This window comes from Geodermatophilus sp. SYSU D00703, assembly GCF_054050155.1.
On record NZ_JBJGYU010000024.1, the window covers coordinates 1 to 12592 of the forward strand.

The 12592-nt window shown below is 72.7% G+C and carries 12 protein-coding genes; 5 read left to right on the forward strand and 7 right to left on the reverse strand.

The features are described 5' to 3' along the window. Positions 1 to 126: 126 nt before the first annotated feature. Positions 127 to 867: an alpha/beta fold hydrolase gene (locus tag ACI782_RS19055; RefSeq protein WP_456911652.1), complete on the reverse strand. Its 741-nt coding sequence runs from the start codon at positions 865 to 867 to the stop codon at positions 127 to 129. Positions 868 to 999: 132 nt separating this feature from the next. Then, positions 1000 to 1593 carry an alpha/beta fold hydrolase gene (locus ACI782_RS19060; RefSeq protein WP_456911653.1) on the reverse strand — a complete coding sequence of 198 codons (594 nt, stop codon included), beginning with the start codon at positions 1591 to 1593 and terminating at the stop codon, positions 1000 to 1002. A 199-nt stretch (positions 1594 to 1792) separates the two neighbouring features. Here ACI782_RS19060 and ACI782_RS19065 point away from each other — a divergent pair, with 199 nt between their 5' ends. The 5 genes from ACI782_RS19065 (at position 1793) to ACI782_RS19085 (ending at position 8607) form a co-directional block, all read left to right on the forward strand. Continuing rightward, complete coding sequence (locus ACI782_RS19065) at positions 1793 to 2395, forward strand: TetR/AcrR family transcriptional regulator (protein ID WP_456911654.1); 603 nt, start codon at positions 1793 to 1795, stop codon at positions 2393 to 2395. 201 nt (positions 2396 to 2596) lie between these two features. Next, positions 2597 to 3841 carry an epoxide hydrolase family protein gene (locus tag ACI782_RS19070; RefSeq protein ID WP_456911655.1) on the forward strand — a complete coding sequence of 415 codons (1245 nt, stop codon included), beginning with the start codon at positions 2597 to 2599 and terminating at the stop codon, positions 3839 to 3841. Positions 3842 to 4180: 339 nt separating this feature from the next. Continuing rightward, complete coding sequence (locus ACI782_RS19075; protein ID WP_456911656.1) at positions 4181 to 4576, forward strand: hypothetical protein; 396 nt, start codon at positions 4181 to 4183, stop codon at positions 4574 to 4576. A 489-nt stretch (positions 4577 to 5065) separates the two neighbouring features. After that, positions 5066 to 7486, forward strand: coding sequence for a phosphoketolase family protein (locus tag ACI782_RS19080; protein ID WP_456911657.1), 2421 nt, complete (start codon positions 5066 to 5068; stop codon positions 7484 to 7486). Further along, positions 7483 to 8607 carry an acetate/propionate family kinase gene (locus ACI782_RS19085; protein WP_456911658.1) on the forward strand — a complete coding sequence of 375 codons (1125 nt, stop codon included), beginning with the start codon at positions 7483 to 7485 and terminating at the stop codon, positions 8605 to 8607. Before ACI782_RS19080 ends, ACI782_RS19085 begins: the two co-directional genes overlap by 4 nt. A 314-nt stretch (positions 8608 to 8921) precedes the next feature. On the opposite strand, the gene ACI782_RS19090 is transcribed toward ACI782_RS19085, so the two are convergent. From ACI782_RS19090 to ACI782_RS19110, 5 genes are all read right to left on the reverse strand, one after another. Next, complete coding sequence (locus tag ACI782_RS19090; protein WP_456911659.1) at positions 8922 to 9755, reverse strand: hypothetical protein; 834 nt, start codon at positions 9753 to 9755, stop codon at positions 8922 to 8924. 237 nt (positions 9756 to 9992) lie between these two features. Then, entirely contained in the window at positions 9993 to 10295 is a 303-nt protein-coding gene (locus tag ACI782_RS19095) for an Lrp/AsnC ligand binding domain-containing protein (protein ID WP_456911660.1), read from the reverse strand. 178 nt (positions 10296 to 10473) lie between these two features. Further along, complete coding sequence (locus ACI782_RS19100; protein WP_456911661.1) at positions 10474 to 11130, reverse strand: hypothetical protein; 657 nt, start codon at positions 11128 to 11130, stop codon at positions 10474 to 10476. A 415-nt stretch (positions 11131 to 11545) separates the two neighbouring features. Next, positions 11546 to 12064, reverse strand: coding sequence for a CBS domain-containing protein (locus ACI782_RS19105; RefSeq protein ID WP_456911662.1), 519 nt, complete (start codon positions 12062 to 12064; stop codon positions 11546 to 11548). Positions 12065 to 12114: 50 nt separating this feature from the next. After that, entirely contained in the window at positions 12115 to 12492 is a 378-nt protein-coding gene (locus ACI782_RS19110; RefSeq protein WP_456911663.1) for a hypothetical protein, read from the reverse strand. Positions 12493 to 12592: the final 100 nt, after the last annotated feature.

Below are 12592 nucleotides of genomic sequence, written 5' to 3' on the forward strand. Positions count from 1 at the left end.
CGCGGCCGGGCGGCGCCCCCCCCCCCCCCCCCCCCCCCCCCCCCCCCCCCCCCCCCCCCCCCCCCCCCCCCCCCCCCCCCCCCCCCCCCCCCCCCCCCCCCCCCCCCCCCGACCGTGGCGGCGCGTCTAGGCCGAGACGGCCCTGAGCGCCTGCTGGACCACGTCGGTGACGGCCTTGGGCTGGGAGATCATGATGACGTGCGAGCCCTCCGCCTCCACCACGGTGGCGCCGGCTCGCTGGGCCATGGTCCGGAGGACGTCGGCCCCGGCGGCCTTGTCGCCGGTGGGGATGACGGCCCAGGACGGCAGGCTCCTCCACGCCGGCGCCGCGGTCGGCTCGCTGAACCCGAGCGACGAGATGGGTCGCTGGGTCGCCGCCATGACCCGTGCTTGCTGCTCCGACACGTCGGCGGCGAAGGCGTCGTGGAACTTGTCCGGGTCGATCGCGAACTCGGTCCCGGTCTCCGTCCCACTCGTCGGGTAGCGGAGTGCGAGCAGCGCCGTGGTCAGGACGCTGTCCTTGGAGTCGGCCTCGATGTCCTGCAGTGCCTCTCCCTCGTCGGGCGCGAAACCGGCCACGTACACCAACCCGACGACGTTGCCCGCCCGCAGTGCGGCGTTGGTGATGACGGCCCCACCGTAGGAGTGCCCCACGGCCAGCACGGGTCCCTCGATCTGCGAGAGGGCACTGGCCACGTAGGCGGCATCGTGCGAGATGCCGCGCAGGGGGTTCGAGATGGCCTGCACCGGCGTCCCGGCGGCGAGCAGTTGTGCGACGACGTCGTTCCAGCCGGCGCTGTCGGCGAAGGCGCCGTGGACGAGTGCGACGGTCGGCCCAGAGCGGTCTGCGGGGGCTCCCTCGGTCATGGTGATCTCCTTCCGGACTGCTCGACGGAACACGACGTGCCCCGGACGTCGAGGACGGCGTGGCGGGTAGCCAGGGACCTTGCTCCCGCCACCGGGCGGTTGCATCGGTCACGTGGCCCTGTGGTCGACCCCTCAGGGACCAGGAGCGGTCCACGCGGTGGGGCTCCAGAAGAAGTCCGGATCGGACACGACGAGCCGCTCCGGGACCGGATGTGGCTGGGCCAGGAAGGCCCAGTGCCAGTAGCCGAGCGCGAAGCGTGCGTCGGCCCGGGCCCAGACCTCGGCGGTCGGGATCACGTCCAGCACGGTGAGCCGGCGGACCGCCTCGGGACGGTCCAGGGCCATCCGGTAGGCGACCCGGCCGCCGCGGTCGTGGCCGACGACGTCGAAACGGTCGAACCCGAGTCGGCTCATGAGCGCGGTGCAGTCCTGCGCCATGGCTCGCTTGCCGTAGCTCTCGTGGCCGGGCACCGACACGGGCTTGGAGCTGTCCCCGTATCCACGCAGGTCCGGAGCCACGACCGTGGAACTCCGGGCGAGTCCACCGGCCACCAGCCCCCATGCGAGGTGGGTCTCGGGGTGTCCGTGCAGGAGGAGCAGCGGAGGGCTCGACCCGCCGTCGCGGACCCGCAGAGTCACGTCCCCGACGGAGACGCGCGGGAGTCTGAGGTCCTCGAACTCGTCCGGGAAGGCGTCGTCGCTCGAGGTGCCGGCGGGCATGGACATGGTTCATCCCCGAGGGCTCGGTTCCGCGACGGGACGGGGGAGCCTGCACGGGACGGGGACCGGCAGGCATCGGTCAGGTGACTCCTCACGGAGGAACGCGCACGTCAGGAAGTCGACGCGCCGTTGCTCATGCTGCTGGAGTGACAGACTCCTCTCCGGTCCATGATCGACATGACTGCGGTGACAGGAGGGAGGCGGCATGGCTCCGACGAGCCCGTCCGCCGGCTCCCGGGAGCAGCGCCGTGCCCGTATCGAGCAGACGGCACTGGAGCTCTTCCGGACGAGGGGCTTCGACAACGTCACCGTGGAGGACCTCTGCGCCGAGGTCGGCGTGGCCCCTGCGACCTTCTACCGACACTTCGGGACCAAGGAGGACGTCGTCTTCGCCTACGAGGACGACTTCTCCGCGGCACTGCGAACGGCGCTCGGTGCTGCCGCACACGTGCCGGAGTCCGCCCGCCTGCCGGTCGTCCTCTGCGAGTTCGCGGCCTTCCTGGAGTCGCAGCAGGACCTGCTCGCGCTGCGGGACCAGATCGTGCTGGGACACCCTCGGCTGATGCAACGGACAGTGACGGCGCAGCGTGATCTCGAGGGCGTCCTCGCCGCCGGTCTCGCGCAGCTCCGCGGGTCGACCGTCCCTGACGCCGCGGCCCTGCTCGAGGCGGGCGTCGGCATCGTGGTGCTCCGCGTCGCTGTCCGCTCATGGCGCGCGGAAGGCGGTGGCTCGCTGCTCACGGTCACGCGGCAGACGCTGGTCCGACTACGGGAGACGGTCGCCGGCCTGACCATCGGCGGCGACTGACCTCCCAGGCGATCCGGTACGGACGGATGACTCATGCCGCGACGCCGCACGGGAGGGGAGCCTCACTCCCGTCACACGCCCACCCGCAAGGCGGCCGTCGTCCGGAAGCGCTGACCACGTCGGTGCCGCTGGTACTCCGCTCGCTCGTCTCGCCCGGTCGCGACTCCCCTTGCGCCTGCAGACCAGAGGAGCGCAGCAGCGATGACCGCGGTCGCACAACACACCGGCAGTGCCATCCGACCCTTCAGCGTGGACGTGCCGGAAGAGGATCTCGTCGACCTGCGTCGGCGCCTCGCGGCGACCCGCTGGCCGGACGAGGAGACCGTCCCCGATCGGTCGCAGGGGGCGCAGCTGGCCGAGATGCAAGAGCTCGTCCGGTACTGGAGCACGGAGTACGACTGGCGGAGGGGCGAGGCGCAGCTGAACGCCTGGCCGCAGTTCATGACGAGCATCGACGGGGTCGACGTCCACTTCTTCCACGTCCGCTCCCGGCACGAGAACGCGCTCCCGCTGATCATCGCCCACGGGTGGCCGGGCTCGGTCTTCGAGCAGATCAAGGTCATCGGTCCGCTGACCGATCCCACGGCGTTCGGCGGCTCGGCGGAGGACGCCTTCGACGTCGTCATCCCGTCCCTGCCCGGCTACGGCTTCTCGTCACGACCGACCGAGACCGGCTGGGACGTGGAACGCATCGGCCGAGCGTGTGACGTGCTCATGAAGCGGCTGGGGTACACGCGCTACGTCGCCCAGGGCGGCGACTGGGGAGCCGGCGTCGTCGAGGCGATGGGACGGCAGGCGCCCGAGGGGCTGGACGGGATCCACACCAATCTGCCCGCAGTGTTCCCGCCCGATGCGGCTGCAGCGATCGCCAGCGGCGGGCCCGCACCGGCCGGGCTCTCCGAGGAGGAACAGGCGGCGTTCGACGACGTGCGGACGTTCCTCCAGAACGGGGGTTGGGGCTACTACCAGATGATGACCGCGCGACCGCAGGCAGTCGGCTACGGCCTGACGGACTCCCCAGCCGGACTCGCCGGGTGGATGCTCGTGCACGGCGGGTTCGGGAAGTGGACGTACGGCAGGGATCCCGAGCAGACGCCGACGGTCGACGAGGTGTTGGACAACTTCTCGCTGCACTGGCTGACCAACACCGTGGCCTCCGGGGCGAGGCTCTACTGGGAGAACCGCGCACAGAGCCTGATCAGCGCGGCTGGGCAGAAGACGGACACGATCAGGATCCCGGTGGCCATCACGGTGTGTCCGGACGACGACCTCTTCCGAGCACCCGAGACCTGGGCCCGTCGCGCCTTCCCCAGCCTGAGCTACTTCCACGAGGCCGAGCGCGGCGGCCACTTCCCGGCCTGGGAGGAACCGCAGGTCTTCTCCGAGGAGATGCGCGCCGCGTTCCGACCACTGCGCAAGCCCCCGGTCCCTGAGCCGCGCCGCTGATCCCGCGGCGAGGTCCTGACCGCGCCGGCCACGGCCCGCCGCAGAGAGAACCGCACTGGAGATCAGCAGCCCTCGCCGAGCCGGCGGCTGCTGATCGCCGCCCCCCCGATCCGGGGCGCTGCCGCCCCGACCACTGCAAGTGAGGTGAACGGCGTGGCGCTCGCAGGCCTGCTGCGCACGAAGAGCCGGATGCCGTCGCTGGACGGCGCGACCGGATGCTCAACACGGAGCCGCTGACGGCGGACGGGCTGCGCGGGCGCTATCCGGTCGCGCTCGACAGGGACTACGCCGTCCGGGAGGCGTAGCGCGACCACTACTGGCCGGCGTTGTACTTCGTCGATGCAACGGGCACATCCTCCACCACCGGTTCGGCGGGGGCGGCTCCATGCAGTCGAGCTGGTCATCCGACACCTGCTCACCGAGTCCGGCGCCGACCTCGCCGAGCCGCCGTTCGTCTCGGTGGCCGGCGAGGGCATCGAGGCCGCGGCGGACTGGGACCACCAGGAGTCGGGGGAGACCCACCTCGGCGACGCGCGCACCACCGACTTCGCCTCACCGACGAGGGACTTCACCCATCCGTTCGCGATGACGTACCCGGCCCATGCGTTCCGGACCGACGAGCCGACTCCGCAGATCCACGTCCGCCACCTGCGCTTCTGTGACGACGCCGGCCGGACGAAGGCGCAGTGCCCGACCGGCAGCTCTGGGGAAACCGGATTCGGCGTCCTCGAGTAGGCAGCAAGCACGACTCGCCCGGTGGGGGAGGAGCGGGTGATGATCGACATCCCCGGCTTCTCCCTGGCCTTCGGGACCAACCGGCTTCGCTACCTGCCCCGTCCCTCACCCGCGTGCCGCGGTTCTTGGCCCCTACGCCCTCCTCACGGGCCGCGCGTACACGTCCTACGCCCTGACCCGCGGGCTCGACCCCGACTCCGGGTGGCCAGGGCTCGGACGACCGCAGCCCTGGTGGTCCTGGTCGGGCGGTGTGGACGCTGTTCATCCTCGCGCGGCCGTTGCTCCCCTGGAAGGTCGCGCTGCTCTGCGCCATGGTGGGAGTGGTCGCCCTCGTGCTGGCGGTGCCGTCGCTGGCCGAGGGCGTCGCCTGCGGGAGGTGTCGCACCTGGCGCTGCTGCTCGCGGGGGCCATCGGCGCGCCGGCGGCTCTGCTCGGAGAGCCGGCCGCGCGGTTGGCCGAGCGCGGGCACGACTCGGAAGGGAGGGGCCGGTGACCGACCCGGCCGGGCGGCTGAGCCAGGAGGAGCTGGCGGCGATCGATGCGTGGTGGCGCGCGGCGAACTACCTGTCGATAGGCCAGATCTACCTGATGGACAACCCACTGCTGCGCGAGCCGCTGCGGCCGGAGCACGTCAAGCCACGGCTTCTCGGGCACTGGGGGACGACGCCGGGGTTGAACTTCGTCTACGCGCACCTGAACCGGGTCATCGCCGCCCGCGACCTGAACACGATGTACGTGATGGGCCCGGGTCACGGCGGGCCCGGGCCGGTCGCGGCGGCCTGGCTCGAGGGGACCTACAGCGAGGTCTACCCGGAGGTGTCGCAGGACGAGGCTGGGATGAAGCGGCTGTTCACCCAGTTCAGCTTCCCGGGCGGGATCCCGAGCCACGTGGCGCCGGAGACCCCTGGCTCGATCCACGAGGGCGGTGAGCTCGGCTACGCCCTGATGCACGCCTACGGCGCCGCGTTCGACAACCCGGACCTCGTGGTGGCCGCGGTGGTCGGCGACGGGGAGGCCGAGACCGGGCCGCTGGCCACGAGCTGGCACACCAACAAGTTCCTCGACCCGGCCCGCGACGGCGCCGTCCTGCCGATCCTGCACCTCAACGGCTACAAGATCGCGAACCCCACCGTGCTCGCCCGGATCGAGCCCGAGGAACTCAGCGACCTGTTCCGCGGCTACGGCTACACGCCGCACGTCGTCGAGGGCTCGGACCCGGCCTCGATGCACCGGCAGTTCGCGGCCACCCTCGACGGGTGTCTGGATGAGGTCGCCGCCATCCAGCGGCGGGCACGGGTGGACGGCGTCCAGGACCGACCGCGTTGGCCGGTGATCGTGCTGCGCTCCCCGAAGGGCTGGACCGGGCCGGCCGAGGTCGACGGCCACCGCGTCGAGGGAACGTGGCGCTCCCACCAGGTCCCCTTCGCCAACGCCCGAGAGGACGACGGGCACCGCAAGGTCCTCGAGGAGTGGCTGCGCAGCTACCGCCCGGAGGAGCTGTTCGACGAGACCGGGGCACCGGTCGCCACCCTCCGCGAGCTGCACCCTCAGGGGCAGCGGCGGATGAGCGCCAACCCGCACGCCAACGGCGGGGAGCTGCTCACACCCCTGCGGATGCCCGACTTCCGCGACCACGCCGTCCCGGTGGCCGAGCCCGGGACGGGTGCGGTGGAGGCCACCCGGGTGCTCGGCACGTTCCTCCGGGAGGTGATGCGGCAGAACACGAGCAACTTCCGGGTGTTCTCCCCGGACGAGAACAACTCCAACCGGCTGAGCGCGGTGCTGGAGGCGACCGACCGGGCGTGGATGGCGCGGCGGGAGCCCGACGACGACCACCTGGCGCCCGACGGGCGGGTCATGGAGGTGCTCTCGGAGCACCTGTGCCAGGGCTGGCTGGAGGGCTACCTGCTGACCGGCCGGCACGGCTTCTTCTCCTGCTACGAGGCGTTCATCCACGTCGTCGACTCGATGTTCAACCAGCACGCCAAGTGGCTGAAGACCACCAACGGCATCCCGTGGCGCCGGCCCATCGCCTCGCTGAACTACCTGCTCACCTCGCACGTGTGGCGCCAGGACCACAACGGCTTCTCCCACCAGGACCCCGGCTTCATCGACCACGTGGTGAACAAGAAGGCCGACGTCATCCGGGTGTACCTGCCCCCGGACGCGAACACCCTGCTGTCGGTCGCTGACCACTGCCTGCGGACCCGCCAGTACGTCAACGTGATCGTCGCGGGCAAGCAGCCGGCGCTGCAGTACCTGGACGTGGATGCCGCGGTCGCGCACTGCACGAAGGGCATCGGCATCTGGGAGTGGGCCAGCACCGACGCCGGGGCGGAGCCCGACGTCGTGATGGCCTGTGCCGGCGAGGTGCCCACGATGGAGACCCTCGCCGCCGTCGACGTCCTCCGCACCGCGTTCCCGGATCTGCGGATCCGCGTGGTCAACGTCGTCGACCTGATGCGGCTGCAGGACGACCGGGCGCATCCGCACGGGCTGTCCGACGTCGAGTTCGACTCCTACTTCACCACCGACAAGCCGGTGATCTTTGCCTACCACGGCTATCCGTGGCTGATCCACCGGCTGACCTACCGCCGTGGCAACCACGAGAACTTCCACGTGCGCGGCTACGTCGAGGAGGGGACGACGACCACCCCGTTCGACATGTGCGTCCTCAACGGCCTGGACCGCTTCGACCTGGCCATCGACGTGATCGACCGGGTGCCCCGGCTGCGGACCCGGGCCGCCCACCTTCGGGACCGGCTGCGCGACAAGCTCATCGAGCACCGCCAGTACGTGCGCACCCACGGCGAAGACCTCCCCGAGGTCCGCGACTGGCAGTGGGGCGCCGGTGCGGGCGCCACCGTCAGCGGGGAGAACGAGCCGCTGCACGAGCCGGCGTCCTCGTGAGGGTCCTGGTCGTCAACGCCGGCTCCAGCAGCCTCAAGCTCACCGCGCTGGACGATGCCGGCTCGGTGACCGCGGCGGTCACCGTCGACCACTGGCAGGGGGAGGGGGACCTCCAGCCGCTCACCGACTTCCTCGCCGGCTGCGGACCCGTCGACGCCGTCGGGCACCGGGTGGTCCACGGCGGGCCGCACCACACCGGCCCGGCCCTCGTGGAGCCGATGCTGGTCGCCGGCCTGTACTCCATCAGCCACCTGGCGCCGCTGCACAACCCGCGAGCGCTGGCCGCCGTCCGGAGCGTCCAAGAGCTGTTGCCCGACGTCCCGGCGGTGGCCTGCTTCGACACGACCTTCCACGCCGCCCTCCCGCCCGCGGCCCACACCTACGCGCTCCCGCGGGAGTGGAACCGGCGGTGGGGACTGCGCCGGTACGGATTCCACGGGCTGTCCCATGCCTGGGCGGTCCGCCGCGGCGCCGAGCTGATCGGCCGGCCGGCCGAGGAACTACGTATCGTCTCGGCCCACCTCGGGGCCGGGGCTTCCCTGGCGGCGGTACGGGAGGGCAGGTCGGTGGACACCACCATGGGGTTCACCCCGCTGGCCGGGCTGGTCATGAACACCCGGCCGGGGTCGGTCGACCCGGGACTGCTGCTGTGGCTGCTGGAGCACGGCGAGGAGCCGCGGACGGAGGTGGCCGACGTGCTGGAGCACCACGCCGGCCTCCGGGGGCTGACCGGCACGTCCGGCGACCTGCGTGAGGTGCTGGCCGGGCGGGAGGGCGGGGATCCCGACTGTGCCCTCGCCCTCGACGTGTACGTCCACCGGCTGTGCCGGGAGATCGCGGCGATGACCGCCTCCACCCGGGGACTGGACCTGCTCGTGTTCACCGGCGGCGTGGGGGAGCATGCCTGGCAGGTGCGTCAAGCCGTCGTGGACCGGATGGGCCACCTCGGGTCTGCGGTGGACGCCGCGGCCAACCGTGAGGCGACCGGGGACGCCGACGTGAGCGCGGCGGGCGCGGCGGCGCGGACGGTCGTTGTCACCGCTCGGGAGGACCTGGAGATCCGCCGCCAGGTGCTGGCGGTCCTGGACGAGGGGCGGGCGATCCACCCCGTGCCCCAGTGAGACGTGTACGGACGCAGACCGCGGCGGGCCGCGGCCGGAGACGCCGGTCGCCGCGGAAGCAACCACGCCGGCGCCCCGAGCACCAAGGCCGCTGCGGCGCCGATGCTGGTGCTCGCCGGAGGTTCCGGCTCCAGCCGGACCGGCGTGCTGCCCCTGCTGATGGCCTGCACGCCGGTCCTTCCCTCCCGGCGTCGCCGACGTCGGGCGCTCGGGCGCCGACAACCAGCCTCTGGGCAGGTGATGCGTGGGAGCCGCTCCGTGCAGCACGCGCCGGCTCGAGCAGGCGTCCGCCCAGACCCGCGGGTGCCGGTGTGTCACAGAACTGGTGGTTGTCTGCCATCTCTGCGGTCGCGGTCCGCTGCGGCCGCTGCTCGGTCCCGGCTGTCCTGCTCACGGTCGGCGCGGGCGGCCTCACGGTCCTGCTCCCTCTCGAGGCGGTCCTGCTCCGCCTTGAGGCGATCGGCCGCGTCGGCCGCTCGGTCGGCCTCAGCCCGCGCCCGGTCGTCCTCGACCCATCCTCGGTAGCTCGCCTCGACCTCGACGTCGATGGCCCGCTGCTCCTCGCTCTCCCAGGAGGGTCCACCGCCGGCCGACGCAGCCGCCCGGTCCCTCCACCGCCCGTGTTCGGCGCGGCGTTCGTCAGCGGCTGCCTCCCGGTGCTCGGCGGCCGCGGCCCGCCCCCTGGCCTGCAGATCGCGCTCGGCGGCCACCTCGTCGCGCTGTCGAGCAGCCGCCTCGCGGCTCACGGCTGCATCGTCCCGCCGGCGGGCGGCCCGCTCGCGGCGCCGGGCGGCATCCTCCTGTGCCCGGTCGGCGGCGTTCCGCCGCTGCTCGGCACTCGCCACGTCCGTGGGATCGGGCGGGGTGACCACCGGCCAACGACCCGCCCGCAGACGCTCGTGCTCGACGGCCCGCAGCGCCGCCGCGGCCTCACTCAACAGCCCCAGCGCATCCTCCAGGCGGCCCTCCCGCAAGGCCCGTTCGGCCAGGGCGAGCTGCGTGGCGGCGACGCCGCTCTCGGTGGTGGCCACCGCCTCGGCACCCCGGCCCAGTCGCTCCTGGAGGTGCCGGACTTCCTGCCGAAGGCGTTCGGAAGCCTGCTCGGTGCGACGGCGCTGCTGCTCTCGGCGTGCCGGCTCGTCCGGCACGCGCTCGTCGGGGGGCCGCTGATCGGACCCGTTCATGCGCCGAGCGTTCCCCCTAAGGAAGCCGCGGACAAGAGCCGGTGCGGGCGACAGCCGCACCGGTCAGCTCACCGACCCACAACACCCTGCGCTGCCGCGCAGCGATCCCTGCAGTCGCCTGTGGGACAGCTCGCGGACCGCAGGAGACGGCAGCTCCTCGACTTCGAGTGTCATGTGCCGCGGGCCGGGCGCTCACGGGCGTCAGGGCGAGATGGAGTGGTCGGCCATCACCCGCTCCATCACGAGGGTGGAGTTCATGCACTGGACGCCGGGGAGGGTGCCGAGCTGTTCGTCTTGCAGGGAGTGGTAGGCGGCCAGGTCGGCTGTGACGATCCGCAGCAGGTGGTGGGGGTCACCGAAGAGGCGCTCGGCGGACACCACGCTGGGAATGGCCGCCGGCCCTGACGGGTGTTTGCCGGCTACTGGAGGACGACTGGGGGAGTTAGCCGTCACTCCAGCCTCGACAGACGGGCAGGGGGCTCGCAGTTCTTGAGAGGAGGCCACGCGGCCACGGAGTCGCGACCCGCGGTCTGGGGTGCAGCGCCCCTCTTGACCACCATGAGGGCTGCTACGGGATGTCCACCGATGTACGCCATCGTCCGGTATGCGGCCTGCCCTGCCAGACGGACCTGCGTGGACCGGGGTGAACCCGCGGCCGACAGGTGGGGGTGGAGGGGTCGCGTCAGCCGCCGAGTGGCGCGGGGAACACCGGCCGGGCGCTCCGGTCGGCGTCGGTGGCGGCGGATCGTTCGGCGCGGTCGCGCAGCATTGCGGTGCACCAGTGGGGCAGTAGCAGGGTGCGCCGGCCGGTGTCGGTCTTGGTGGCCTTGACCACCAGGCCCTGTCCGCGGACGCGGACGGCGGCGGCGCGGACCTCGACGGTGCCGACCTCGAGGTCGACGGCGTTCCAGACCAGGCCGCGGGCCTCGCCGATGCGCAGGGCGTCGTGGCGGGCGGCGAGCGTGCACATGCCAGACAGGACCGAGTGGCACATCCGGGCGGTGGCGGTCCCGTGCTGGTCGGCGATGCCGCGCAGGAGGGTGCCCACGGTCAGTTCGCGGATGCGGAGGGCGCCGAGGCGGGGGAGGAGCTGGCGGTCGAGGCGGTCGCGGTAGGCCTGCATCGTGATGGGGGAGAGGTCGCTCAGTCCGGCGTACCAGGCCTCGGCGAGGGCGGTGACGCGGCTGTCGGCGGTGAACTCGCCGCGGGCCTGGGCGAGGACGCGGTCGCACAGGGCCAGCTCGGGTGCCCGGCTGGACCAGGGGAGTCCCCGGCCGATCTCGGCGCAACTGTTTGCCGACCGCCGGAAAGGTCGCGCGAGGAGGGTAGCCGCCACCATCCCGCGGCGGCACCGCCGGTGTGGTCTCGACCGCAGCGCTGGCTGCGGGGTGGTGCAAGCCGCTCGTACCCCGACACCGGCACGCCGTTCGGCCTCACATCCCTGCGCCGGAGCCGGAAGCCGAGCCGGGCGGCGAGTGCCCGGTTCGGCGTGGTTGTCAGGTGGATCACGGCGGTGACGCGGTCGAGCCCGAGAACCGCGAAGGCGGTGTCGATCCACGCCGTCGCAGTCTGGGTCGCCCATTCCCCGGCCCCGCGCATGACGTGCGAGGAGGTAGCCCCGTTCGACCTCGTCCCACGCGGGCCACGGTGGCAGCCTGGATTGACGGAGCAGGGCGCCGGAGGTGCGGTCGAGGTGCGATCCGAGAGGGCGAGGTGCGATCCGAGAGGGCGAGGTGCGAACGTCGCTGTGTCAGCTAGGTGATCGTGCGGCAGGCCACCAGCTCGATGCAGTGGCGTGCGGTGACGAGCCCGACGAGCCCGCCGTCGTCGTCCACCACCGGGACGGCGTCGGTGCGGGCCGCCAGCATGGCTCGGGCGACGGCGGCCACGTCGTCGCCGGAACGCGCCTGTGGCCGGGCCAGTCCGCGCACCACGTGGCGCAGGCGGACGCGGTGCGCCTCGAACGGGCCCGGTGGCCACCGCAGGGCGAGGTCCCGCTCGTCCAGCACGCCCACCGGGCGCAGCTGGGAGTCGACCACCACGAGGGGTCGACAGCTGGCGCCGCGCAGCCGCCCCCATGCGGCCCACAAGGAGGTGTCCTGGTCGGCGATCGGGGGACGGCGGTTCATCACGACCCCTGCCGTCCGGACGCCGTACCGCGCGCCCGCCACTGCAGCGGCCGCCGATCGTGCGGCCTTCCTGGGCTGCGCCCGGACGTCAGCCGTCTCGTCGTCCCGGGCGGCCTGACCGGTCCGAACCGGTTGACTGGCCATCACCTTCTCCTCTTCTCCGGTGGTGACCCACCGAGGCACTCGGGCGTCGGTCAGTCGGCGATCCACCTGCCCGGTGGGCGCCCGTGGCCGGGCTGGTCCGCCGGCCGGCGCGAAGTCCCGTCCGCGCCGCCGTCGGGCGGGGTGCCGGGTGCACCCCGCCCGCTCAACTGCGGCCAGACCCGCCACAGCGCCCACCCGAGCGCGGTGGCGACCCCGATGGCCAGGCCGGGCGCCAGCACACCCAACAGGATCAGCACGATGGTGATCCGGGCGCCGACCACCACCGCGACCGGTGGATCCGCCGGCTCGCGCGACGGCCGCTCCCTGCGGCTCCGGGCGGACGGCGTGGCTCGGGGCGGCTCCTCGATCTCCTCTGTCCAGAACCGCTGGACGTCGTCCCAGACCCGCTGCTCCTCTGCGCTGAGCACTGCCCACCTCCTCGACCGTGTTCGACCATGCCGGCGGGCGGTGGCTGCGCACCACGGGTTCCGGCGGTCAGATGAGGCACACTGTCGTTGCCGATCGTCG

What these genes read in the sequence shown, in the direction of transcription:
- ACI782_RS19055 (WP_456911652.1), bottom strand. Translation starts at nt 867, where the DNA reads ATGACCGAGGGAGCCCCCGCAGACCGCTCTGGGCCGACCGTCGCACTC.
- ACI782_RS19105 (WP_456911662.1), bottom strand. Translation starts at nt 12,064, where the DNA reads ATGGCCAGTCAACCGGTTCGGACCGGTCAGGCCGCCCGGGACGACGAG.
- ACI782_RS19100 (WP_456911661.1), bottom strand. Translation starts at nt 11,130, where the DNA reads ATGGTGGCGGCTACCCTCCTCGCGCGACCTTTCCGGCGGTCGGCAAAC.
- ACI782_RS19065 (WP_456911654.1), top strand. Translation starts at nt 1,793, where the DNA reads ATGGCTCCGACGAGCCCGTCCGCCGGCTCCCGGGAGCAGCGCCGTGCC.
- ACI782_RS19075 (WP_456911656.1), top strand. Translation starts at nt 4,181, where the DNA reads ATGCAACGGGCACATCCTCCACCACCGGTTCGGCGGGGGCGGCTCCAT.
- ACI782_RS19060 (WP_456911653.1), bottom strand. Translation starts at nt 1,593, where the DNA reads ATGTCCATGCCCGCCGGCACCTCGAGCGACGACGCCTTCCCGGACGAG.
- ACI782_RS19070 (WP_456911655.1), top strand. Translation starts at nt 2,597, where the DNA reads ATGACCGCGGTCGCACAACACACCGGCAGTGCCATCCGACCCTTCAGC.